Consider the following 22,099-nt stretch of genomic DNA (forward strand, 5'->3'; position numbering starts at 1 on the left):
CTCCCGAACACGCGTCGGTTAGACGAAGAAAATGAGGGCTTTATGCCTGAGTGACGTCAGTCACAGTCGCGTCCACGGGCTAGGCGCATGCTCCTGCCATCAACAACGGGCTCGCTTCGCCGGGCCAACAGGAGCCGAAAATGACCGCAGTGTTCTTCAATACCGTTCGCAAGGTTAGTTTAGTGCTGGCCTTGACCACCTCCTTCGCCGCCGTTTCCTCGACCGCGAGTTTCGCTTTCAGTTCGGAAGCGCAGCAGCAGTGCACGGGCGACGCGTTCCGCCTCTGCAGTTCGGAAATCCCGAATATTCCGAAGATCACGGCCTGCATGGTCAAGCATCGCGCCGACCTGAGCGCTGGCTGCCGCGGCGTCATGGATCGCGAGTTCGCTGCCCAGAAATCCGGCAAGCTCGCCGCGCAATAACGGCGCGGTCTTCGCGGTCTCTGACGGCTCGGAAACGCTTGCGTCGATGCGACGCAGGCGTTTTTTCCGTTTCAGGGGGCACAAAACGAACGGTTGCGCGATTTCACCGTTCACAAATGCGTTGCCGGCCGAATTTCGATGCCCGGATTCCCGTTCTGACACGTTTTCTCGACGCGAACCGGTGTCCCGCCGGATGGAGTCCGGCTGGCTTTCGCCGGAAAACGATATAGAACGCGCGGATTGCGTTCTCGTGTAAAGGCATAGCAAATGACCAAGATCCTTTTCGTCATTCCCCTGATCCTGATGGCCTCCAGCGCGTCGGCGCAGACACAAAAAAAAGAGGGGCATGACGAGTGCGCGCGCGACGTCTCGCGGTATTGCCGGGCGCAGATGCAGGCTGGCGATCAGATCATTCTGGCCTGCCTGAAGCAGAACCGATCACGGATCAGCAAGGCCTGCCAGCAGAAGCTGACGAGCGCCGGGCAGTAAAAATCCCGTCCAGGTCTGCATTTTTGATTTGATCGAACCCGCCTCCACCCCGGATTAATTCCGGGGCAGGCTTTCGCCGGAAAACGCTCTATCCGCCGCCGTAGAGATAGTTCGGCAGCCACAGCGTCATGCCGGGCCAGAGATACATGATCACCATGCACAGGATCACGATCAGCATGTAGGGCATCATGCCCGCAAAAATCTGGTTGAGCGTGACGTGCTTCGGCGCGACGCCCTTGAGATAGAACGCCGACATCGCGACCGGCGGCGACAGGAACGCGGCCTGCAGGTTCACGAACACCAGCACGCCCCACAGGACCGGGTCGATGCCGAAATGCTTCAGCATCGGCAGGAAGATCGGCACGAAGATGATGATGATCTCGGTCCACTCCAGCGGCCAGCCGAGAATGAAGATGATCGCCTGTGACAGGATCATGAACTGCACCGGCGACATGTTGAGCGAGAGCACCCAGCTCTCCAGCAGCGCCTGGCCACCGAGGATGGCGAACACCGCCGAGAACAGCGCGGAACCGACGAACAGCCAGCACACCATCGCGGTCGTCTTTGCGGTCAGGAACACTGCTTCCTTGGTGCGCTTCCAGTCGAGCGTGCGGGCGTGGAAGGCGAGGATGAAGGCGCCGGCGGCGCCGACGCCGGCGGATTCGGTCGCGGTCGTGATGCCGAACAGGATCACGCCCAGCACCACGACGGTGAGGATGCCGAGCGGCATCACCGACGACGTCAGCAGCTTCAGCACTACGAAGCGCTCGCCGCCCATGCGCAAGTAAGAGCGCGCCGTCCACGCCGTCAGCACGGCTGCCGATATCGCGAACCAGATATAGAACTGGGTGTCCGGTCCCTTTTCGGACGGGGACAATTCCTTCGTTACCGGCGCGCTGCCGAGCTGTTGCAGGCCTTCGACGGCTTCCGCCGCGGCGCCGACCTGCTGGTGGATCACGACATACCACCAAACCGTGCCGAGCGTGATTGCAGTCAGCAGGAACGGCACCAGCGAAATGAGGAAGTTCTGCACGATCGCGCCATAGCCCATCGGCTTGCCGTCGATCTCGAGCGTCTTCGCCTTTTTGGGCGCGAACAACGCCTTGAACAAGCCGACGAACAAGTTCGGCGAATACAGTGTCGCGAACCTCTTGATCCATTCAGGCACGGGGACGCGGGTCTGCTCCTCCGGCAGCGGCGGCGCGATCTTCGGGTTGATCATCGCCCAGCCTATGACATAGACGAGGTAGAGGAACGCCAGGAAGAAGCCGGGAAACATCGCCGCTGCATAGAGCTTGACCACGGATTGGCCGGCGACCGCGGCATAGACGATGATCATCACCGAGGGCGGGATCAGAATGCCGAGCGTGCCGCCCGCGGTGATGACGCCGGAGGCGAGTTTCACGTCATAGCCGGCGCGCAGCATCGGGTTGAAGGCGATCACGCCCATCAGCACCACCACCGCGCCGACGAGCCCAGAGGCGATGCCCCAGAACGTGCAGACGATCAGGGTCGCGACCGCGAGCGAGGCGGGCAGGCGGCGGAAAGCAAGCTGGATCGAATAGAACATCTTGTCGACCAGCGCGCCGCGCTCCATCACATAGCCCATCAGCACGAACAGCGGGATGGAGATCAGGACGTCATTGGTCATCGCGCCGTAGGTGCGCTGAACCATCAGCTCGAAAACCCTGTTGTGCGTCCAGTTCTGCGACGGGTCGTAGAAGGCGATGAAGCCGAAGAACATGCCGAGGCCCATCAGCGTGAAGGCCGTGGCAAAGCCCATCATGATGACGACGACGATGAGCGTCAGCATCAACAGGCCGAGTGCGGGATCGCTCATGTGTTCAGGTCCCCGCCCATGCCGCGCTGCCGCGCCATTTCATCGATGCGCTGCGCCCCCTCGATGGCGAGCTTGCGCGATTCCTCGTCCACGAATTCGCTGTGCGCGAGTTGCTCCTCGATGACGTCGGTCTCGGCGACGTCGGCAAGCCGGCTCGGCCATTCGCCGGTCTTCAGGCACACGATGCAGCGGATGATCTCGCCGATCCCCTGCAGCATGATCAGCGCGCCCGCGATCGGGATGACGGTCTTGAAGTGATAGACCGGCGGGCCTTCCGCCGTGACGTTCGAATGCTCGTTGATGTGCCAGGAATCCGCGGCGTAGAAATAGCCGGCATAGATCAGCGCGGCAATGCCCGGAATGAAAAAGACGAAGTAAAGGACGAGGTCGAGCGCGGCCTGCGTGCGCGGCCGCATCGAGGAATACAGGAAGTCGCCGCGAACGTGGGCGTTCTGCGCCAGCGTATAGGCGCCGGCCAGCATGAACAGCGACCCGTACAGCATGTTCTCGGCGTCGAAGATCCATGCCGTCGGCATGTTCACGGCATAGCGCTTGAACACCTCGATACAGACGACGCTCATCAGGAGGATCATCAGCCAGGCGGTCGCCTTACCGACCCAGGTCGAGATGCCGTCGATCGTGTGCAGTAAACTCTGTACGGTCATATGATACAATTCGCCGCGAGAAATGATCCAACATAGCACAAGGCACCGTCCGGAGGGTGGTCCGGACGGCGCCCTGCCGGTTTTATTTCGCCGTTAGATCTTCTTCGCCGCGGCGTTCGGTCCGAAATAGTGATCGTAGGCCATGCGGCGGTTCACCACCGTGTCCTGCTCCCACTGCGTCGCGCGCTTGGCGAATTCGATCTGCGACTGCACGATCTCCTTGAACAGCGGATTCTCCGCCGACTTCTTCTTCGCCACGTCGTCATAGATCTCGAGCTGACGCTTCAGGATCGCATCCGGCGTCTTGTAGAACTTGACGTTGTCCTTGGTCTGCAGCTCGACATAGTCCTTGGAGTAGCGGTCGATCGCCTTCCAGGACATGTCCGCCGAAGCCGCATCCACCGCGTTGGCGATGATCGCCTTCATCTTGTCCGGCAACGCGTTGTACTTGTCCTTGTTGAACATGATCTCGAGCTGCTCGGCGTTCTGGTGATAGCTCTGCAGCATGCAGACCTTGGAGACGTCGGGGAAGCCGAGCACGCGGTCGGAGGTGGCGTTGTTGAACTCGGCCGCGTCCAGCAGGCCGCGGTCCATTGCAGCTACGATTTCGCCGCCGGGCAGCGCGTTCACGGCGGCGCCCATCCCCGAATACACGTCAATGGAGATTCCGACGGTGCGGAATTTCAGGCCCTTGACGTCCTCGACCTTCGCGACCGGCTTCTTGAACCAGCCGAACGGCTGGGTCGGCATCGGCCCGTAGGGGAACGAGACGACGTTGGCGCCGATCGATTCATAGAGTTTGGCGAGCAGCTCCTTGCCGCCGCCGTATTTGTGCCAGGCCAGCAGCATGTTGGCGTCCATGGCAAAGCCCGGACCCGATCCCCACAAAGCGAGCGCGGTCTGCTTGCCGTAGTGATAGACCAGCACGCCATGGCCGCCGTCCAGCACGCCCTTGGATACCGCATCGAGCAAGCCAAAGGCGGGCACCACGGCGCCTGCCGGCAGCACTTCGATCTTCAATTCGCCGCCGGTCATGTCGTTGACCTTCTTGGCGTAGTCGAGGGCGTATTCGTGGAAAATGTCCTTTGACGGCCAGGTGCTCTGCCAGCGCATGCTGATCGGCCCCTGGGCGCTGACGACGGTCGGCGCGGCAACTGCCGTGGCAGCCCCCGCTGCGGCCACCTTCAGGAAGCGGCGGCGCGTCGAAGTCTTGTCCTTGCTTGGCTTGGTCATGGGCGTCCTCCCGGTTGGGACCGGTCCTTGGTCGGCCGGCCATTGTTGATTGAGGCGAACTTTAGAGGCCGGGCCCGAGCTTTGGCAAGGATACGTTATACCAATGCGGCGTTAAGCTGCGGCGCGGCATGGGCAGCGACCCATGGCGCGGCGGGGCCTGCCGGGCCGCTCCAAATGGTTAACGGCGCAGCCGCTCGACTGCGGCGCACGCGTCAGGTCAGGTGCTGCCTGCCGCCGTCGCGACCACCGGCAGGACCTCGTTGGCGGCGCGGTCGGGGGTATCTTCCTTCCAGCGTACCGAGCCGAACGGCCGCTCCAGCATGCGGCGGACGCGGATCGGTTCGGGCCCGAGATGAAAGTCGATCGCGCGCTGGTGCAGCGCGCGCTCGGACTGGGTGGCGCGGCTGCGCTGGCGCAGATAGTCCAGCCAGGTCGGGCAGTGATAGCGCTCGGTCCACAATTCGGGGTCGGCGATGTCGCGCGCGATCGACCAGCCATAAGCGCCGTTGCGCTGGCGGCTGAGCTGCACTTCCTGCATCACATTGTGAAACGCGCGGGCGTTGTCTTGCGCTACGCGATACTCGATCTCGACCACCAATGGTCCGCTGCGTCCGGTGAGCGACAGCCGCACTTCGGGATCGGCCAGCGCCTCGGCGGGCGGCTCATTGCGCGCGCCGACCGGCGGCATGCGCAGCCAGATCCCGAGCAGCGGCGAAAGCAGCATCAGACCGGCGGAGGCCAGCAGCGCCACTTCGACGCCGGCGATGTCGGTGAGGTTGCCCCAGCCCCAGCTTCCGATCGCAATGCCGCCTGCAATTGCGGCCTGGAACGCCGCCAGCGAGCGGCCTGCGACCCAGCGCGGCGCGGAAAGCTGCACGCCGATGTTGAACAGCGCGACCGCCAGCATCCACACCGCGCCGGCCAGCACCAGGGCGATCGCCGTCAGGATGGCGTTCGTGCTCAGGGCAACCGAAGCGATCGCACCGGCCAGCGATAGCGCACAGGCGCGCACCGCGGCCTCGCCGCTCATGCGCCGGCGCACCTCGCCGATATTCAGCGCACCGAACACCGCACCCATGCCGAACGCCCCCAACATGATGCCGTAGGTTTGCGCACCGCCATGCAGGAGGTCGCGGGCGACCAGCGGCATCAGCGCCGAGATCGAGCCGCCGATCACGCCGGTGACCAGTGTGCGGATCAGGACGATGCGGATCGACGGCGAGTTGGCGATGTAGCGCACGCCCGAGACGATGGCGCGGTTGAGGCGTTCGCGCGGCAGGCGCGACGGTTCATGGGTGCGGTTCCACAGAAACAGCACCACCATCAGCGGCAGATACAGCACGGCATTTACGGCGAACGCGGCGACAGCGCCCGACGTCGCAACCACAATGCCGCCGACCGCCGGCCCGAAACTGCGCGCGATGTTGTAGCTGATGCCGTTGAGCGCGACCGCCGCCGGCAGCGTTTCCGCCGGCACCTGCTCGCTGACCGAGGCTTGCCAGGCCGGCCCGAACAGCGCCATGCCGCTGCCGACCACGAAACATAGCGCCAGCAGGATATTCGGCGTGACGAAGCCGAGCCACGCCATGACGGTCAGCACGGTTGCGCCGACAAGCGCGATACCGAGCGAGACAAGGGCGACGATCCGCCGGTCGTGCATGTCGGCGATGGCCCCGGCCGGCATCGAGATCAGCATGATCGGCAGCATCAGCGCGGTCTGCACCAGCGCGACCTTGTCGGCGGACGACGTCATCTGCGTCATCGCCCAGGCAGCTCCAACGCCCTGGATCAAGATCCCCAGATTGGAAACGAGGCTGGCGAGCCAGATGCGCCGGAACACGGCATGCCGCAGCGGCGCTGCGATGCCGTCAGTCGCAAAGCCCCGGCGTTTCGGCTGGTCGGTCATGATAGGTTCCGTTGGCCTTCTGTCACCGGCTTGATTCCATTCGAACTTAAAGTGATGCCTGCGAAAACCCTGGCCTGTCCAGTCGCAGAACGGCGCTCGACGGTGCTATCGCACAGCTAAGATATTGAAAAGCAACGGGAGGTTTGGAAATGAGGCTGTCGCGGCGGTCGATCCTGAAAAGTGCCGGAGCTCTGCCTTTACTGGCTGGCTCGTTCGGCCTCCCGCTTTTGGGTTTGCGGGTGCAAGCGCAGACGGCGCCGGCCGCGGTTCCTCCGGTCTTGTTCGTGCACGGCAATGGCGATCATGCGGCGCTCTGGATCACCACATTATGGCGCATGGAATCGAACGGCGTGCCGCGCGAGCGAATGCTGGCGATCAATTTCATCGATCCCTTGGCGCGCACCGATGACAAAGTGGAGCAGGCAAACCGTTCCTCGACCGAAGACCAGCGCCGGCAGCTCGGCGACGCCGTCAAGGAATTGCAGCGTCGCACCGGCGCGTCGCGCATCGCCCTCGTCGGCAATTCGCGCGGCGGCTATTCGATCCGCAATTACATCAGGAATGGCGGCGGGGCCGACATCAGCCACGCCGTGCTATGCGGCGTTCCCAACCATGGCATCTATGAATGGGACGAGGGGCTCGGCGGTGAGTTCAACGGCCGCGGTCCGTTCCTGCGCGGCCTGAACGAGGGTGAGAGCGAGGTGACGCCGGGCACGGCGTTTCTCACCTTGCGCAGCGACGGCAACGACAAATATGCGCAAGCCGACGGGCGCTTCGTCGGCAAGCCGGGCACGCCGACCGGCGTAACATCGGACGGCCCTGCGCTGAAGGGCGCGGACAATCTCGTGCTCGGCGCGCTCGATCATCGCGAGGTCGCATTTCATCCACGCGCATTTCGCGAGATCTACAAATTCATCGCAGGGAGGGAGCCGTCGCGCATCGAGATCGTGCCGGAAGCGGAAGTCAAACTGAGCGGGCTTGTGACGGGCACGCCGGGCGGCGTTCAAACCAACCGTCCGGTATCCGGCGCGACGGTCGAAATCTATCGCGTCTCTCCCGAGACTGGCGAACGCATCGCCGGGCCGATCCATTCGTCGCAGACCGGCGCCGACGGCCGCTGGGGCCCGGCGCAGGTCGAGCCGAGCTGGTATCTCGAGATCGTGCTGACATCGGCCGGCACTCCCACCACGCATCTCTACCGCTCGCCGTTTCCGCGCTCCTCCGAAATCGTGCATCTGCGCGCCGCACGCCCGCTCGGGCCGGCCGATGCGGGCGCGGGTGCCGTGGTGCTGATGTCGCGTCCGCGGGGCTATTTCGGCTTGCCGCGGGATGTGGTGCTGATCGACGGCAAGGAGCCGAAGGACGTGAAATCCGGCGTGCCGGCCGATTCGATCTCGACCTTGCGGCTTGCCGCGGAAGAAGTTGGCCGCCCGGTGGCAGCCATGTTCAATACAGAGCGAATCGTGGCGCGGGCCTGGCCGGCCTCGGAAAACCGCATTGCGATTGCCGAATTGACTTATTAGCTATTTCGGATGGATGCGCCCTTATGGCGCCCGGATCGAAAGGCATAGTTTGGCAGTAGCCCGCATGAGCGAAGCGATATGCGGGGCTTTGGCAGGATCCCGGATATCGCTGCGCTCATCCGGGCTACGAAAGTGGCACCATGAGCATAGCCGAAGCCTACGACGTGCCGGCCGCACGAGCGCCGCTGGTGCCGCCGAGCCCACCGCGGGCGCCCGACGACATGACGATGTTCGGACGGATGAAGGCGATCCGCATCAGCCCGATCGGTATGTGGAGCCAGCGGGCCTATGAGGAAAATATCGTCGAGGGCCGCTTTTTTGGGCGCAGCAGTTTCATTCTCAACGCGCCCGATGCGATCCGGCATGTGCTGGTCGACAATTTCGAAAACTATACGCGCACGCCGGTAAGCTTCCGGGTGTTACGTCCGATACTGGGCCAAGGCCTGCTGATTGCCGAAGGACGCGCGTGGAAGCATCAGCGCCGGACGCTGGCGCCGGCGTTCACGCCACGCGCGGTGATGACGCTCATTCCGCACATGCTGGCGGCGACCGACGAGACGGTCGCCAAGCTGAGCGCGGCCAGCAACGCGCCCGTCGACCTGCGCGAAGCCATGCAGCGGATGACACTGGAAATCGCCGGCCGCACCATGTTCTCGTTCGGGATGGATCGCCATGGCGCTGCGTTGCGCGATTTCGTGATGGATTATGGTGAGCGGCTGGCGCGGCCGAATTTTCTCGATCTGCTGCTGCCGCTGGGCTGGCCGAGCCCGCAGGATTTCGCCCGCGCCCGCTTCCGCAAGCGCTGGACCGCCTTTGTCGGCATGCTGATGGCCGAGCGCCGCGCCGCCGGCAAGAACGAGGGCGCGCCGGCGCGCGACCTGTTCGACCTGATGGGTGACGCGCGCGATCCGGAAACCGGCCAGGCCTTCACCGATGCGCAGCTTGGCGATCAGATCGCGACCATGATCCTCGCTGGGCACGAGACGACGGCGACGGCGCTGTTCTGGGCGCTCTACCTGCTGGCGCTCGATCCTGCCGTCCAGCAGGACGTCGCTAACGAGGTACAGGGCGCAACCATCGACGGCACGCTCGATATCGAGCGGCTGAAATTCACCCGCGCGGTGATCGACGAAACCATGCGGCTCTATCCGCCGGCGTTCCTGATTGCGCGTGCAGCCAGCGGGCCGGATACGATCGCGGGGCTTCCGGTCAGGAAGAAGGATGTCATCCTGATCGCGCCGTGGCTGCTGCACCGGCACGAAAAGCTCTGGCGCGATCCGAACGCCTTCATCCCGTCCCGTTTCATGACCGGCACGCCGCCCGATCGCTTCGCCTATCTGCCGTTCGGCGTCGGCGCACGCGTCTGCATCGGCGCGCATTTCGCGCTGGTCGAGGCAACGCTGGCGCTGGCGAAGATGATCGGCGCGTTTCGCGTCACGCTGGTCGACAAGGAGCCGGTGATGCCGATCGGCGTGGTGACGACGCAGCCTGACCGTTCGCCGATGTTTGCGATCACGCCGCGATAATTTCATCCAGGGTTCCACCATGAGCAATACCCAGGCCCAGTTCTCCGTTCTGCGGCAGACCGCCGATCCCGCGGTCGTGGATGCCATTTCGCAGCTGATCGCGAAGGGCGAGGATCGCGATCTCAACCGGATCAACCTTTTGGATTTTTCCGCGCGGAACGGGCTCGACGAGGAAAAGGTCATTTCGGCCTTCCTGCATTCGGCGCGGCTCGGGCTGTTCGATCTCAGCTGGAATGTGCTGTGTCCCGGCTGTGGTGGCGTGCTCGGTGCGCACAACACCCTGAAATCCCTTCGGCACGACGACTACAATTGCGCGTTATGCGCTCAGGGTTATGAGGCATCCGTCGACGACCGCGTGGAGGTTTCTTTCACCGTCAGTCCCCGCGTCAGGCGGATCGCGGCGCATGATCCCAATACGTTGTCGATCTGGGAATATAACCGCCAGATGTTCTGGAGCTCGGGGATGGACCTGAGCGAAGAATCGATTGCGCGGCTGATCGATGAGGTGTCGCTCGAAGCCATCGAGCTGCCGGCGGGCGAGAAGGCAGTGCTGTCGCTGCAACTGCCCAATCAGTTCGTGATCGTGTTCGAGCCGGTGACGCATTCGGCGCATTTTCTGGATATCCAGGGTGAACCGACCCGCGAGCGCCAGCAGTTTTCCATCGTCTTCAACAAGCTGCACGCGCCGACCGGCACCACCGTGATGCGCCCCGGGCCGCTGCGGCTGTCACTCGAAAACCAGACCGACCACCGGGTGCTGCCCGCGGTCTGGATCGCCAACGACACGCTTCATGAGCTGCTCGGCAAGCGCAAGCCAATCCTGACCGCCAAGCGGATGCTGTCGAACCAGACTTTTCGCGACGTCTTCAAGGCTGATAATCTCAATGTCGATCAGCGCCTGAAGATCACCTCGCTGACGTTCCTGTTCACCGATCTCAAGGGCTCCACGGCGCTCTATGAGCGGGTCGGCGATCTCGCCGCCTTCGATCTGGTGCGAGCGCATTTCCATGCGCTGCTCGAAATCATTGCGTCCGAGAAGGGCGCGGTCGTGAAGACGATCGGCGACGCCGTGATGGCGACCTTCATCCGGCCGGAACATGCGATCGTGGCGGGCCTGCGCATGCGCGCGGCGATGGCTCAGCTCAATGTCGAGCGTGGCAGGGAGGATCTGGTCGTCAAGATCGGCATCCACGAAGGTCCGTGCCTGGCGGTGATGCTGAACGAGCGGCAGGACTATTTCGGTCAGACCGTCAACATCGCTTCAAGGGTGCAGAGCCTGTCGACGTCGCAGGAGATTCACATCACGGGACCTGTGATCGACTCGCCGGCGGTCGCCACCATTCTGGAAAAAGAGGCGATCAGGCCGATCCAGAAGGAAGCGGCGCTGCGCGGTATCGCCGACAAAATGGTGGTGTATGAAATCCCCTGATCACTATTCGATCACGATCTCGCCGGTCATGCCGAGCTCGGCGTGGGTCTTGCCGTCGCTGGTCTTGATGTCGCAGCGCAGGTCGCTGGCACGGCCGGCCGCGACCGGCACCAGCCACCATTCGGCGGATTGTCCCGGATAGACCTCGATCTCGCGGATCGCGCCCTTGAATTCGGCGAGCGTCACGGCCTTGCCGTTCTGCTGCTGCGTCACCTGCACCTTGCGCGTGAACACCATCTGCGAGAACGCATGCGAGGTGAAGTAATGCGGATCGCTGCTCGTGTTGCGCAGGATCAGCTTGTAGAGCTTGCCGGTTTCGAATTTCAGTTGCTTCGGCGCGAATTCGTGTTTTCCGGGCGAGCCGAGATCGACCGTCACCTCGATCGGCGTCTGCCTCGACAGGTCGCCTGCCGCCAGCGCAGCTCCGGAAGCTACTCCCAACACAACGGCAGCACCAAGTGCGAAGCGGAAGGAGGCCATGTTCGTTTCCTTTTGAGAAATCGCTTGTTGAAACAACAAGTTCAGCTCTAATGCAAATGCGAATGATTTGCAATTGGATATCGGCCCTGCTGCGTGCGGCGAATCGCGCAGTCAGCCGCTAACCGACAGGCGGTGACCTTCGGGGGCGGCAAGGCGACGCGCGTCGAACCCATGCCCGCGGGCGCCGACCCAACAGGAAGCGAAGGCTCGGCGGGTCGCTGTGGCCGTTGTGGGCGCTGCCTGGATTTCGCGCAGATGTTTCCGTCCGTTCAACGTGACGTCGAATTAATCTGCCTGCACCGTCAGGGAGGCATCGCGCGGATTGCGGCGGCCAAATCCGCGACCCATATTCACCAAACGGCTTTCACGACTTTGCAGGGTAGATTGATGCTCGACGGACTGCGCCAATTCATTGCCGACATCGTTGCGCCCAGCGCGGATTCGGATCTGTCGTTCGACGATACCGGATATCTCCTGGCGGCGACGGCGCTGCTGGTTCACGTCGTCTCGCTCGATGGCGAGCCGAGCGCGATCGAGAAGCGCAAACTGCACAGTTTGATCGAGAGCCGCTTCAAGCTCGATCCCGGTACAGCGGATCATTTGATCGCGTCGGCGACGCGGGCCGAAGGCGAGGCGGTCGATCTCTATCATTTCACCAGCGTCATCATGCGTTCGGTCAATGAGGAGGGCCGGCTCCGCATCATCGAGATGATGTGGGAGCTGGTATACGCGGACGGCCAGGTCAGCGAGTTCGAGGATAACGTCGTCTGGCGCGCGGCTGATCTGCTCGGTATTTCATCGCGCGACCGGATCGATCTCAAGCATCAGGTGGCGGAGCGGCGGTCGGCCTCTTCTGCGGACGCGCCGAAGGCCGAAGATGCGGCGATGTGACGATACGCGGCGCGAGCCACGCGTCATTGCAGATGACGAAACTTTAATCTGCGGCGCAATCGGCTGCGCCAACGCGCGATAAGCCTGAAAACATAGAGAATTCAGCGTGCGCGGCACGCGGGCCTGCATGGCGCCATGTTTGAGGGGTGGCTTGCGCCACACCACGCGCCTATGCTCTCGTTCCAATGCTGGCGGCATAACCTCCAATTGATTTTCAAGAGCATTCGATCGTGACTGAGCGTGTGACGCTGATAACCGGTGCATCGGCGGGCATAGGCACCGAGCTGGCGCGCGTTTTTGCATCAAAGGGTCATCGCGTGGCGCTGGTGGCACGGCGCGCAGAGCGCCTGGAAGCGCTGGCGAGTGAAATCAAGACGGCGGGCGGCGCTGCGCCGATCGTCATTCCCTGCGACCTTGCGCAACCCGATTGCGGCGACAGGATTGCCGAGGCGTTGACTGCCTCCGGCGTAGAGGTCGAATACATCGTCAACAACGCTGGATTCGGCGTGTTCGGCCGAGCGATCCAGCGAGATCGGTCCAATCAACTCGAGATCATCGCCGTCAACGTCCGCGCGCTCACCGACCTGTCGCTGCGGTTCTCCGATCACCTGATCCGCAATCGCGGCGGCCTCCTCAATGTCGGCTCGATCGCCGGCTTTCTGCCGGGGCCGGGAATGGCGGTCTATTACGCGTCCAAGGCCTATGTGCTGTCGTTCACCGAGGCCATGCGCGCCGAGTTGGCGCCACATGGCGTGCGCGTGACGGTGTTGTGTCCCGGCCCGGTGCCGTCGGAATTTCAGGCGCGGGCCGGATTCAGGCCCGGCTTTGATTCGGCGATCCTCAACGTCTCGCCGGCTGCGGTCGCACAGCAGGCCTATAGCGGGTTGATGGCGAACAAACGGGCAGTGCTGCCTGGCCTGGGCATCAAGATCGTGCCGTTCCTGCTCCGGTTGTTTCCACGCTCCTTTATCCTCGGAGCGGTCGGCCGCTTTCAACTCCGCCAGCGCTGAGAAAATCCCGGGTTTTGCGGACAAAAGCGCGCGTGTGCCGAGCACGCGCGCGGCGGCCGCGTTTGGCCCGCGGCTTGCTTTCACTTTTTGATGTGTGCGTGAACTCACGCGAAATTAAGACTCGCTTAGGTATGGTTTCGGTTTGAGGTGCCAGAGCAACGTCGATGTCGTTCCGGTCGAACAATAATGACGAAAACGTGCTGCCCTTTCCGGGCAGACCCACGTTGGGTGCGGCTGACCCGGCCCTCCTCAAGCCGGTCCTGATCGTTCTGCACCAGGAGACCTCGACGCCGGGACGGGTCGGCAATGCGCTGCGGGCGCTCGGCCACCCCCTCGACATCCGACGCCCACGGTTCGGCGATCCGTTGCCGGAAACGATGGACCAGCACGCCGGCGTGGTCATCTTCGGCGGCCCGATGAGCGCCAACGACTCCGACGATTATGTCCGACGCGAGATCGATTGGATCGAAATCCCCCTGCGCGAGCAGCGGCCGTTTCTCGGCATCTGCCTGGGCGCGCAGATGCTTGCCAAACAATTAGGCGCGCAGGTCGCGCCGCATCATGAAGGCCGGGTCGAGGTCGGCTACTATCCGATCCGGCCGACGGAGGCCGGATATGCGCTCTGCCCGGACTGGCCGGAGCGCGTCTACCATTGGCACGGCGAAGGATTTCAACTGCCTCGCGGCGCAAAGCTGCTCGCCGAAGGCGACGACTTTCCGGTGCAGGCGTATCAGCACGGTCATGCGTTCGGCTTCCAGTTTCATCCCGATGTGACCTACGCCATGATGCATCGCTGGACCACGCGCGGATGCGTCCGCATGGAGTCGCCGGGCGCGCAACCGCGTCACCTTCACTTCGAAGGCCGCGCGGTGCACGACGTGATCGAACGGGCGTGGCTGAAGAATTTCATTGCGGGCTGGATCGCGTGCGCGCCGCGCGCGCCTCATGCTGGATGCCGCCGAATAGCCGCCACGCGGAATTTCATCCGTGCCCTGCGAGCATCTTTCAAAATTCCGGGATGTGATAGAGTCGCTGCCTGAAGCCTGCGGATACCAGCAGGCGAATGGGAGGCGACATGACCGGCGACGAATTCGCATCGCTCCTCAGTGATTTCACGCTGTCGGCGGAGTCAGGCGATGGCGCGGGCTTCGCCGACCATTTCACCGAAGACGCCGTCTATCACGACTACATCTACGGCCCGCATCGAGGCCGCGCCGACATCGCGCATATGATGCAGAACCTGTTTCATCGCGACGCCACCGATTATCGCTGGGAAATGTTCGATCCCGTCTTCGACGGACGCCAGGGCTATGCGTGGTCGCTGTCGAGCTTCACGTCGACGATTCCGCAGTTCAAGGGGCGGCGCGTGGTGATCGACGGCATGAGCCGCTTTATCGTGCGTGACGGGCTGATCGCGGAGTATCGCGAGTCCGTCAATGGCGGCGTCGCGATGACGCAACTCGGCGTCGAGCCGGCGCGGATGGAAAAAGTATTCCGGCGCTGGACCGGATGGCTCAGCGAGCGCCCGGAAACACAGGATTATCTGGCGCGGCCCAAGGGCTCGCGCGCGAAACGTCAATGACAGAAACGACAGGGAGATCGCGATGACCTATCAGCATATTCTCTACGAGGTAAGCGACAAGATCGCGACCGTCACGCTCAACCGGCCGGACCGCATGAATGCGTGGACCGTGACCATGGAGCGCGACGTGCGCCACGCGATGGAGGCGGCGGCCGGTGATGACAGCGTCCGCGTCATCGTGCTCACCGGCGCGGGTCGCGCCTTCTGCGCCGGCGCCGACATGGAAGCCCTGCAGGGCATCGATCCCAACGAGATCCGTCGCGGCGAGAACACGCCGCCGTTCGACATGAACCGACGGGCGGACTGGCAGACGCGCTACGCCTATTATCCGGCGATCCCGAAGCCCGTGATCGGCATGCTGAACGGCGCCACCGCCGGCATCGGCCTCGTCCATGCGCTCTATTGCGACCTGCGTTTTGCCGCCGACAATACCGTCTTCACCACCTCGTTTGCGCGCCGCGGGCTGATCGCCGAGCACGGCATCAGCTGGATGCTGCCGCGCATCGTCGGCCACGCCAATGCGCTCGATTTGCTGATGTCCGCGCGGCGGGTCACCAGCGAGGAGGCGCTGCGGATCGGGCTGGTCAACCGCCTCTATCCGCCGGACCAGTTGCGCGAGCAGACCTATGCCTATGCGTGGGATCTCGCCGATTTCGTCTCGCCCAGCGCGATTTCCGTGATCAAGCGGCAGCTCTACGACGTGCCGTTCCAGACGCTCGCCGAAGCCACCATCGACGCCAACCGCGAAATGCAGATCGCGCTGAAGGGGAGCGATTTCCGGGAGGGGGTGGCGAGTTTTGTGGAGAAGCGGGCGCCGAAGTTTACGGGGAAGTGAGGGCTAAGGCAGGTAGGAGGCGGGGTTTGGCGAGATAGGCCCGTCGTCGCCCTTCGGGCTATGCCGGGCACGCTTCGCCCTTCAGGCTCTTGCGTGGCTGCGCCACGCGTAGCCCGAAGGGCGAAGCGTGGTGGAGCCAGGCGGGATCGAACCGCCGACCTCGTCATTGCGAACGACGCGCTCTCCCAGCTGAGCTATGGCCCCGTCGCGACCGCCTCGAAGTGACCCGAACCGATCGACAATCGGCGCCATTTACAATCCGGCCCAAGGCCAAGTCAAGAACGGTGCAAGAAATCTGAAACGGTTGATTTTGACGTCATTTTGCCGGGAACTTCCCTTGTTTGCGGGGGAATGAACCGATATCTAGCTGGATATCCCTCCTCGCGAGCCCCCGCCACATGCGCGCTATCCTGGAAGTCATTCTTATCGTCTTGGACCTCTATGTCTGGTTGCTGATCGCCTCCGCGATTCTGTCCTGGCTGATCGCCTTCAATGTCGTCAACACCCGCAACCAGTTCGTGGCGGCGGTGGCGGAATTCCTGTACCGGATCACCGAGCCGGCGCTGGCGCCGATTCGCAGGTTCATGCCCAATCTGGGTGGGCTCGACATCTCGCCGATCATCCTGATCCTGTGCATTATCCTGGTTCAAAAGCTCATCGCGTATAACGTGGCGCCTTACTTCACGTGAGCGGCGGTGGATCCCTGGCGCTATTCCACCGAGGGCATCAGCGTCGCGCTGCGGGTGACGCCGCGCGGCGGTCGTGACGACATCGACGGCATTGAAACGCTCGCCAACGGCCGTTCCGTGGTCAAGGTGCGTGTTCGCGCCATTGCCGACGGCGGCGAGGCCAACCGCGCGGTGATGGAACTGCTGGCGAAGATTCTCGGCGTGCCGAAGGCGCGGGTGAAGATCCTTTCGGGGACGACCTCGCGCCTCAAGCAGGTTGCCGTCGCCGGCGATCCTAAAATTCTCGGCGAAACGCTGCGAAAGGCGGCCGCAGCCAAGCCGGAAAAGACGAAGGATTGAGATGACGGCACGCATTATCGACGGAAAGATCATTGCGGCGGAGCTTCGCACCCGCGTCGCCGACGAGGTCGCACGGGTCAAACGCGAGCATCAGCTCACGCCGGGCCTTGCCGTGGTGCTGGTCGGCAACGATCCTGCCAGCGAGGTCTATGTACGCAGCAAGCAGACGCAGACGCAGGCCGCCGGCATGGCCTCGTTCGAGCACAAGCTGTCCGCCGATGTGGCGCAGGCCGATCTGCTGGCGCTGATCGCAAGGCTCAATGGCGATCCGACCGTACACGGCATTCTCGTGCAGTTGCCGCTGCCGAAATCGATCCACACCGAAACAGTCATCAACGCGATCGATCCCGCCAAGGATGTCGACGGCTTGCATCCCAACAATGCCGGCCGGCTGGCGGGCGGCTTTGCCGCGCTGTCGCCATGCACGCCGCTCGGCTGCATCATCCTGACCAAGAGCGTGCATGCTTCGCTGGAAGGCATGAATGCCATCGTGATCGGCCGCTCCAACCTGGTCGGCCGCCCCCTGGTGCAATTGCTGCTCAATGAAAATACCACGGTGACGATTGCGCATTCGCGCTCAAAGGATCTGCCGCAACTCTGCGCCCGTGCCGATCTGGTCTATGCTGCCGTAGGCCGACCAGAGATGGTGCGCGCCGGCTGGATCAAGCCCGGTGCCACCGTGATCGATGTCGGTATCAACCGCACGCCATTGCCCGACGGCAAGACCCGCCTCGTCGGCGACGTCGCGTTCAAGGAGGTCGCCGAGGTCGCAGGCGCCATCACGCCGGTGCCCGGCGGCGTCGGGCAGATGACGGTGGCGTGCCTGCTGGTGAATACGCTGCGCGCGGCGTGTGCGATTCACGGGCTGCCGAAGCCGGGTGTGTGAGCTGGGGTTTCTTCCTCTCCCCGTGAAGAACGGGGCGAGGGAGCGACCACAGCTACCCCGCCGCGTTCTCGATCAGCCGCCGATAAAACCGGATCATGTCGGCATAGCCTTCGACGGGAAGGCGCTCGTTGGTGCCGTGGAAGCGCTTCAGGTCTTCCGAATTGGCGCGCACCGGCGAGAAGCGGAAAATCTTGTCCGTAATGCCTGTGTAGTGGCGCGAGTCGGTGGCGGCGACCATCAGGCCGGGCGCGACGATCACGTCCGGATAGATTTCCCGGATGGTCCGGTTGAGCATCTGGAACGACGGGCTTGAGGTTGCCGTCACCGGCGGCGGGTCGGTGTTGCCGGGAAACGGTTTGATGGAAATACGGTCATTGGCAATCGTGCCGCGCACGTGATCGATCACGCTCCCTTGCGTGTCGCCGGGGATCAGTCGGAAGTTGATCGTCGCCTCGGCATTGCCGGGCAGCACATTGTCCTTGTCGCCGGCGTTGAAGATCGTCAGCGCCGTGGTGGTGCGCACCATTGCTTCCGTCGGCCCGCTCTTTTCGAACTCGCGCAGCAACAGCGGCCTGAACAGCCAGAGGTTCGACAGCACCACGCGGTTGAAGCCGGACATCTCGGGCGCCAGCGTGTCGAACATCTCCGCGACCGTGCTGCGGATCTGCATCGGTAGCCGATGGTCCTCCAGCCGCGTCAGCGCCGCGCTCATCATGCCGATCGCGGTATCGCGCGGCGGCATCGACGAATGGCCGGACGTGGCCTGCGCGTTCAGCACCAGCGTGGCATAGCCCTTTTCGGCAACACCGATCAGCGCCGCCGGCTTGTCGAGCCCCTTCATGATGCCTTCGGTGATCAACAGGCCCTCGTCGATCACGAAGTCGAGGCGGATGCCGCGCGAGGCGAGTAACGCTGCGATCGATTTGGCTCCCGCCGTGCCGGCCGTTTCCTCGTCATGGCCAAATGCGAAATAGATCGTGCGTTTGGGGCGGAAACCGGCGTTGGCCATGGCTTCGGCAGCCTCAAGCATCGAATAGAGGTTGCCCTTGTCGTCCCAGGAGCCGCGGCCCCAGATGAAGCCGTCGGCGATCACGCCGTCAAAAGGCGGCTGTTGCCAAGCTGGAAATGGTTCGGAAGCGGATCGCTTCGGACAGGCGCCTGGCCGCCGCCTGTGCGTCGACCTCGGCGCGCGGCACGGCCGCCACCTGAAGCTGCCGCGAACCGTGCGTGAGGGTGTTGAATGCAACGACGCCGGCGAGGATGATGATGACAGTGATCGCGAACAGCAGGATGTCGCGGATGACACGGATCAGCCGGCGCATGGTGTTGTTTCCCCCGTCATTGCGAGCTAAGCGAAGCAATCCATACCGCAACAAGCGGTCAAATGGATTGCTTCGTCGCTAGCGCTCCCTTGCGCAAACGCTTTGCGTTTGTCGCAGGCAATGACGGCATTGGAAGCGCCGCCTATTTCTTTGCCTTCGCCCGTTCGATGCCTTCCAGGATCAGCCGGTGGGCGTCCTCGGCGCCGCCCCAGCGCAGCACCTTCACCCATTTGCCCTTCTCGAGATCCTTGTAGTGCTCGAAGAAGTGCTGGATCTGCTGCAGCGTGATGTCGGGAAGGTCGCTGTACGTCCTGACCTTGTCGTAGCGCTGGGTCAGCTTGGAAGATGGCACTGCGATGATCTTCTCGTCGCCGCCGGCCTCGTCCTCCATCAGCAACACGCCCACGGGGCGCACGCTCATCACGGCGCCCGGCACGATCGCGCGGGTATTGGCGACCAGCACATCGCAGGGGTCGCCGTCGCCCGACAGCGTGTGCGGGATGAAGCCGTAATTGCCGGGGTAGCGCATCGCCGTATAGAGGAAGCGGTCGACCACCAGCGTGCCGGCTTCCTTGTCCATTTCATATTTGATCGGCTCGCCACCAACCGGCACCTCGACGATGACGTTGACGTCGTGTGGCGGATTTACTCCGATCGGGATAGCGTCAATGCGCATAAGCGGCTCCGCTTGGCGTTAAGGGGACGCCTGGAATCAGGCGCGCGTCAGGGTTCGTTTAGACCCGCAGCGGAGCAGGGAAAAGGCTGAATTCGAGCATGATCCGGAAAAGTGGGTACCGGTTTTTCCTCACGACAAACGCAAGCGTTTGCGCGGAGATCATGCTCAAAAACAAAGCGGTTTAGCTTCAGTTGGTCCAGGCGAAAGCGACCTTATCGAGCGACTTCGGCCCGAACTTCTCCGAGGAGCGGGCCACCATCCGGCCGCCGAGCGCACGGTAGAATTCCGTCGCCGGGTCGTTGTCAGACAGCGCCCAGATCACCATGCTCTTCAGCCCGCTCTGCATCAGATCGCGTCGGGCAGCGGTGAAGAGGCGGCGGCCGAAGCCGAGGCCCTGGAATTCCGGCCGCAGATAGAGCTCGTAAATCTCGCCCTCGAAATGCAGGCTGCGGGCGCGGTTGCGGCCGTAATTGGCGTAGCCCGCGACCTTGTCGCCGAATACCAGCACGCTGACGCGGCTGCCTTTGCGGATCGCGCTGTCCCACCATTGCGGGCCGCGACGGTTGATCAGTTTTTCGAGCTCGGCGCCGGGAATGATGCCCTGATAGGCGGAACGCCAGGCTTCATCATGGGTAGACGCCACCGCGGCTGCGTCTGCAGCCTTGGCCGGTCGGACCTCGATCAGGGTTGTGCTCATGACCTGATCAAAGCAAGTCGGCGGGCCGTCTTCAAGGTCCATCGTTAATTATCGGTTAACCTGTGGATTTTCTGCATCAGTTTTATGTTGTTCTGTACCGAAAGAGGACAGCGGACCTGTCCTTAACGGTATTTGCCGAAAAATGCCGGGCGAAATGGTTGTCAGAACTACCTGCGGAAACGTCTCCGCGAATACCGTTCACGGAAAAATGGGCTGGATTTGATTCGCCGGCGGTATTCTGTTGGTGACTTCGCAAATTCGCCCGCCCTCGGCTGTGTCAGGCCCGTTCATGCATCCGCCAAACCTGCTTTTTGCGCTGGTTCTCGTGGCCGCGCTCGGTGTGAAGGCCGCATCCGCGCAGCCCGCCCTTGGCGCACAAGGCGCGGAGGGCGAACCGCACCGGCTACAGCAATGGCTGGTACCTTCTCCCGATCCCGCAACCGCGGCGCATGCGGTGCTGTTCAGGCCGCCCGGCGAGGGGCCGTTTCCGCTCGCCGTGATCGCGCACGCCTCCACCCAAAACGTGTTGCGACGGGCGCAAATGCCGCAGCCCGAATACCGCGCGCTCGCCGGCTGGTTGGTCGCGCGCGGTTTTGCCGTGCTGGTGCCCGAGCGTCCGGGCCATGGCGCGACGGGCGGAAAATACCTCGAAGATCAGGGCGGCTGCGACGAGGCTGATTACGCCAAATCCGGCCGCGTCACGGCCGATGAGATCGCCGCCGCGGTTGGCCTTCTGCGGAAGCAATCCTTCATCCGTCCCGAGGGCATGGTCGTGATCGGTCATTCGGCCGGTGCCTGGGGCGCGCTCGCGCTGGCCGGCGAAGACCCAAAAGAAATTGCCGCCATCATCGCTTTCGCGCCGGGGCGTGGCGGGCATGCAAATGATTTTCCGGGCCGGGTCTGCGCGCCGCATACGCTGATGGCCGCGGCGAGCGAGTTCGGCAAGGCCGCACGCGTGAAGGTGATCTGGCTGGTGGCCGCCAATGACAGCTACTTCTCGCCGGCGCTGTCGCGCCAGCTGGCCGACGCGTTTCGTGGCGCCGGCGGCAAGGCCGATTTTCACGTGCTGCCGGCCCATGGCAGCGAGGGGCACTGGCTGGTGGAAACCGAGGGCGGGGTAAAACTCACGGCAAGCGAACTCGATCGTGCCTTGAAGGCGCGACCGGCAACCACGGCGAAGAAGCGATGACGCTGTATTTCCTCGTCAAATATCTGCATGTGCTCGGCGCCATCGTCATTCTCGGCACCGGCGCCGGCATCGCGTTCTTCATGCTGATGGCCCATCGCAGCCGGGACGCGGCCTTCATCGCGCGCACGGGCGAAACCGTCGTGATCGCCGACATGCTGTTCACGCTGACGGCGGTGCTGCTGCAGCCGATGAGTGGCGGCGTGCTGATGTGGCTGTCCTCCACCATGTGGAGCGAGCGCTGGCTGATGACCTCGCTCGGGCTCTATGTCGTCGCCGGGCTGTTCTGGGTGCCGGTGATCTTCATGCAGATCGAAATGCGCGATCTCGCGGCTAAGGCGGCTGAACATAACCTGGAGTTGCCGCCGCGCTATTTCGCACTTTTCCACCGCTGGTTTCTGTTTGGGATTCCCGGTTTTGGCTCTGTCATGGCTATTCTCTGGCTGATGATCGCCAAGCCGCTTTAGGTAAGC

The 22,099-nt window shown here is 63.2% G+C and carries 22 protein-coding genes, 1 tRNA gene and 1 pseudogene; 15 read left to right on the top strand and 9 right to left on the bottom strand.

The annotated features are described in order from the left end of the window. Positions 1 to 140: 140 nt before the first annotated feature. Both V1286_RS35040 and V1286_RS35045 read left to right on the top strand, forming a co-directional pair. Positions 141 to 422, top strand: coding sequence for a hypothetical protein (locus tag V1286_RS35040; protein ID WP_108520213.1), 282 nt, complete (start codon positions 141 to 143; stop codon positions 420 to 422). Between the two features lie 267 nt (positions 423 to 689). Beyond that, on the top strand, positions 690 to 911 hold the full coding sequence (locus tag V1286_RS35045) for a hypothetical protein (RefSeq protein ID WP_334487872.1): 222 nt from the start codon (positions 690 to 692) through the stop codon (positions 909 to 911). A gap of 88 nt (positions 912 to 999) precedes the next feature. On the opposite strand, the gene V1286_RS35050 is transcribed toward V1286_RS35045, so the two are convergent. The 4 genes from V1286_RS35050 to V1286_RS35065 all read right to left on the bottom strand — a co-directional run bounded on the left by V1286_RS35050 (position 1,000) and on the right by V1286_RS35065 (position 6,555). Then, positions 1,000 to 2,751, bottom strand: coding sequence for a TRAP transporter large permease (locus tag V1286_RS35050; protein ID WP_334487873.1), 1,752 nt, complete (start codon positions 2,749 to 2,751; stop codon positions 1,000 to 1,002). Then, positions 2,748 to 3,416 (bottom strand): TRAP transporter small permease subunit, encoded by a 669-nt coding sequence (locus V1286_RS35055; protein ID WP_334487875.1) that lies wholly within the window; start codon positions 3,414 to 3,416, stop codon positions 2,748 to 2,750. Before V1286_RS35055 ends, V1286_RS35050 begins: the two co-directional genes overlap by 4 nt. Positions 3,417 to 3,509: 93 nt before the next feature. Then, positions 3,510 to 4,649, bottom strand: a complete 1,140-nt coding sequence (locus tag V1286_RS35060) for a TRAP transporter substrate-binding protein (protein ID WP_334487877.1) — start codon at positions 4,647 to 4,649, stop codon at positions 3,510 to 3,512. Positions 4,650 to 4,866: 217 nt separating this feature from the next. Next, the gene (locus tag V1286_RS35065) at positions 4,867 to 6,555 is read right to left on the bottom strand and encodes an MFS transporter (protein ID WP_334487879.1); all 1,689 of its coding nucleotides are present in this window, start codon (positions 6,553 to 6,555) and stop codon (positions 4,867 to 4,869) included. Between the two features lie 149 nt (positions 6,556 to 6,704). Here V1286_RS35065 and V1286_RS35070 point away from each other — a divergent pair, with 149 nt between their 5' ends. From V1286_RS35070 to V1286_RS35080, 3 genes are all read left to right on the top strand, one after another. Continuing rightward, a complete protein-coding gene (locus V1286_RS35070) occupies positions 6,705 to 8,078 on the top strand; it encodes a hydrolase (RefSeq protein WP_334487881.1) in 1,374 nt (457 codons plus the stop codon). 140 nt (positions 8,079 to 8,218) lie between these two features. Next, complete coding sequence (locus V1286_RS35075) at positions 8,219 to 9,604, top strand: cytochrome P450 (RefSeq protein WP_334487883.1); 1,386 nt, start codon at positions 8,219 to 8,221, stop codon at positions 9,602 to 9,604. A gap of 19 nt (positions 9,605 to 9,623) precedes the next feature. Next, positions 9,624 to 11,033: an adenylate/guanylate cyclase domain-containing protein gene (locus V1286_RS35080; protein ID WP_108520229.1), complete on the top strand. Its 1,410-nt coding sequence runs from the start codon at positions 9,624 to 9,626 to the stop codon at positions 11,031 to 11,033. Positions 11,034 to 11,036: 3 nt separating this feature from the next. Here V1286_RS35080 and V1286_RS35085 read toward each other — a convergent pair whose 3' ends face one another. After that, positions 11,037 to 11,513, bottom strand: coding sequence for a cupredoxin domain-containing protein (locus tag V1286_RS35085; protein WP_334487888.1), 477 nt, complete (start codon positions 11,511 to 11,513; stop codon positions 11,037 to 11,039). A 387-nt stretch (positions 11,514 to 11,900) separates the two neighbouring features. Between V1286_RS35085 and V1286_RS35090 the strand changes: the two genes are divergently transcribed. From V1286_RS35090 to V1286_RS35110, 5 genes are all read left to right on the top strand, one after another. Continuing rightward, positions 11,901 to 12,404: a tellurite resistance TerB family protein gene (locus V1286_RS35090; RefSeq protein WP_334487890.1), complete on the top strand. Its 504-nt coding sequence runs from the start codon at positions 11,901 to 11,903 to the stop codon at positions 12,402 to 12,404. A gap of 230 nt (positions 12,405 to 12,634) precedes the next feature. Then, on the top strand, positions 12,635 to 13,414 hold the full coding sequence (locus tag V1286_RS35095) for an SDR family NAD(P)-dependent oxidoreductase (RefSeq protein WP_334487892.1): 780 nt from the start codon (positions 12,635 to 12,637) through the stop codon (positions 13,412 to 13,414). Positions 13,415 to 13,578: 164 nt separating this feature from the next. Continuing rightward, positions 13,579 to 14,454 (top strand): glutamine amidotransferase, encoded by an 876-nt coding sequence (locus V1286_RS35100; RefSeq protein ID WP_334487894.1) that lies wholly within the window; start codon positions 13,579 to 13,581, stop codon positions 14,452 to 14,454. 35 nt (positions 14,455 to 14,489) lie between these two features. Continuing rightward, positions 14,490 to 14,996 (top strand): nuclear transport factor 2 family protein, encoded by a 507-nt coding sequence (locus V1286_RS35105; protein ID WP_334487896.1) that lies wholly within the window; start codon positions 14,490 to 14,492, stop codon positions 14,994 to 14,996. A gap of 22 nt (positions 14,997 to 15,018) precedes the next feature. Next, a complete protein-coding gene (locus V1286_RS35110) occupies positions 15,019 to 15,831 on the top strand; it encodes an enoyl-CoA hydratase (RefSeq protein WP_334487899.1) in 813 nt (270 codons plus the stop codon). Between the two features lie 128 nt (positions 15,832 to 15,959). On the opposite strand, the gene V1286_RS35115 is transcribed toward V1286_RS35110, so the two are convergent. Further along, a tRNA-Ala gene (locus tag V1286_RS35115) sits at positions 15,960 to 16,035 on the bottom strand. A gap of 194 nt (positions 16,036 to 16,229) precedes the next feature. On the opposite strand from V1286_RS35115, the gene V1286_RS35120 reads away from it, so the two are divergent. Genes V1286_RS35120 through folD form a run of 3 tightly spaced genes read left to right on the top strand, consistent with a single transcriptional unit; the run spans position 16,230 to position 17,745 of the window. After that, entirely contained in the window at positions 16,230 to 16,520 is a 291-nt protein-coding gene (locus tag V1286_RS35120) for a YggT family protein (RefSeq protein WP_334487902.1), read from the top strand. A 6-nt stretch (positions 16,521 to 16,526) separates the two neighbouring features. Then, on the top strand, positions 16,527 to 16,859 hold the full coding sequence (locus V1286_RS35125) for a DUF167 domain-containing protein (protein WP_334487905.1): 333 nt from the start codon (positions 16,527 to 16,529) through the stop codon (positions 16,857 to 16,859). Between the two features lies 1 nt (position 16,860). Next, a complete protein-coding gene (gene folD / locus V1286_RS35130) occupies positions 16,861 to 17,745 on the top strand; it encodes a bifunctional methylenetetrahydrofolate dehydrogenase/methenyltetrahydrofolate cyclohydrolase FolD (protein WP_334487908.1) in 885 nt (294 codons plus the stop codon). Between the two features lie 52 nt (positions 17,746 to 17,797). Here the strand turns inward: folD and V1286_RS35135 are convergent. The 3 genes and pseudogenes from V1286_RS35135 to V1286_RS35145 all read right to left on the bottom strand — a co-directional run bounded on the left by V1286_RS35135 (position 17,798) and on the right by V1286_RS35145 (position 20,440). Continuing rightward, positions 17,798 to 19,067, bottom strand: a pseudogene (locus V1286_RS35135) (M20 family peptidase). 142 nt (positions 19,068 to 19,209) lie between these two features. Beyond that, positions 19,210 to 19,743 carry an inorganic diphosphatase gene (ppa, locus tag V1286_RS35140; protein ID WP_334487911.1) on the bottom strand — a complete coding sequence of 178 codons (534 nt, stop codon included), beginning with the start codon at positions 19,741 to 19,743 and terminating at the stop codon, positions 19,210 to 19,212. A 187-nt stretch (positions 19,744 to 19,930) separates the two neighbouring features. Continuing rightward, positions 19,931 to 20,440 (bottom strand): GNAT family N-acetyltransferase, encoded by a 510-nt coding sequence (locus V1286_RS35145; protein WP_108520852.1) that lies wholly within the window; start codon positions 20,438 to 20,440, stop codon positions 19,931 to 19,933. 289 nt (positions 20,441 to 20,729) lie between these two features. Between V1286_RS35145 and V1286_RS35150 the strand changes: the two genes are divergently transcribed. Together V1286_RS35150 and V1286_RS35155 are read left to right on the top strand one after the other, a co-directional pair. Then, positions 20,730 to 21,629, top strand: a complete 900-nt coding sequence (locus tag V1286_RS35150) for an alpha/beta hydrolase family protein (protein WP_334487917.1) — start codon at positions 20,730 to 20,732, stop codon at positions 21,627 to 21,629. After that, positions 21,626 to 22,093, top strand: a complete 468-nt coding sequence (locus V1286_RS35155; protein WP_334487919.1) for a DUF2269 family protein — start codon at positions 21,626 to 21,628, stop codon at positions 22,091 to 22,093. The genes V1286_RS35150 and V1286_RS35155 overlap by 4 nt, the downstream gene beginning before the upstream one ends. Positions 22,094 to 22,099: the final 6 nt, after the last annotated feature.

This window comes from Bradyrhizobium algeriense, from assembly GCF_036924595.1.
GTDB classification, from domain to species: domain Bacteria; phylum Pseudomonadota; class Alphaproteobacteria; order Rhizobiales; family Xanthobacteraceae; genus Bradyrhizobium; species Bradyrhizobium algeriense.

What these genes read in the sequence shown, in the direction of transcription:
- V1286_RS35040 (WP_108520213.1), top strand. Translation starts at nt 141, where the DNA reads ATGACCGCAGTGTTCTTCAATACCGTTCGCAAGGTTAGTTTAGTGCTG.
- V1286_RS35045 (WP_334487872.1), top strand. Translation starts at nt 690, where the DNA reads ATGACCAAGATCCTTTTCGTCATTCCCCTGATCCTGATGGCCTCCAGC.
- V1286_RS35050 (WP_334487873.1), bottom strand. Translation starts at nt 2,751, where the DNA reads ATGAGCGATCCCGCACTCGGCCTGTTGATGCTGACGCTCATCGTCGTC.
- V1286_RS35055 (WP_334487875.1), bottom strand. Translation starts at nt 3,416, where the DNA reads ATGACCGTACAGAGTTTACTGCACACGATCGACGGCATCTCGACCTGG.
- V1286_RS35060 (WP_334487877.1), bottom strand. Translation starts at nt 4,649, where the DNA reads ATGACCAAGCCAAGCAAGGACAAGACTTCGACGCGCCGCCGCTTCCTG.
- V1286_RS35065 (WP_334487879.1), bottom strand. Translation starts at nt 6,555, where the DNA reads ATGACCGACCAGCCGAAACGCCGGGGCTTTGCGACTGACGGCATCGCA.
- V1286_RS35070 (WP_334487881.1), top strand. Translation starts at nt 6,705, where the DNA reads ATGAGGCTGTCGCGGCGGTCGATCCTGAAAAGTGCCGGAGCTCTGCCT.
- V1286_RS35075 (WP_334487883.1), top strand. Translation starts at nt 8,219, where the DNA reads ATGAGCATAGCCGAAGCCTACGACGTGCCGGCCGCACGAGCGCCGCTG.
- V1286_RS35080 (WP_108520229.1), top strand. Translation starts at nt 9,624, where the DNA reads ATGAGCAATACCCAGGCCCAGTTCTCCGTTCTGCGGCAGACCGCCGAT.
- V1286_RS35085 (WP_334487888.1), bottom strand. Translation starts at nt 11,513, where the DNA reads ATGGCCTCCTTCCGCTTCGCACTTGGTGCTGCCGTTGTGTTGGGAGTA.
- V1286_RS35090 (WP_334487890.1), top strand. Translation starts at nt 11,901, where the DNA reads ATGCTCGACGGACTGCGCCAATTCATTGCCGACATCGTTGCGCCCAGC.
- V1286_RS35100 (WP_334487894.1), top strand. Translation starts at nt 13,579, where the DNA reads ATGTCGTTCCGGTCGAACAATAATGACGAAAACGTGCTGCCCTTTCCG.
- V1286_RS35105 (WP_334487896.1), top strand. Translation starts at nt 14,490, where the DNA reads ATGACCGGCGACGAATTCGCATCGCTCCTCAGTGATTTCACGCTGTCG.
- V1286_RS35110 (WP_334487899.1), top strand. Translation starts at nt 15,019, where the DNA reads ATGACCTATCAGCATATTCTCTACGAGGTAAGCGACAAGATCGCGACC.
- V1286_RS35120 (WP_334487902.1), top strand. Translation starts at nt 16,230, where the DNA reads ATGCGCGCTATCCTGGAAGTCATTCTTATCGTCTTGGACCTCTATGTC.
- folD (WP_334487908.1), top strand. Translation starts at nt 16,861, where the DNA reads ATGACGGCACGCATTATCGACGGAAAGATCATTGCGGCGGAGCTTCGC.
- ppa (WP_334487911.1), bottom strand. Translation starts at nt 19,743, where the DNA reads ATGCGCATTGACGCTATCCCGATCGGAGTAAATCCGCCACACGACGTC.
- V1286_RS35145 (WP_108520852.1), bottom strand. Translation starts at nt 20,440, where the DNA reads ATGAGCACAACCCTGATCGAGGTCCGACCGGCCAAGGCTGCAGACGCA.
- V1286_RS35150 (WP_334487917.1), top strand. Translation starts at nt 20,730, where the DNA reads ATGCATCCGCCAAACCTGCTTTTTGCGCTGGTTCTCGTGGCCGCGCTC.
- V1286_RS35155 (WP_334487919.1), top strand. Translation starts at nt 21,626, where the DNA reads ATGACGCTGTATTTCCTCGTCAAATATCTGCATGTGCTCGGCGCCATC.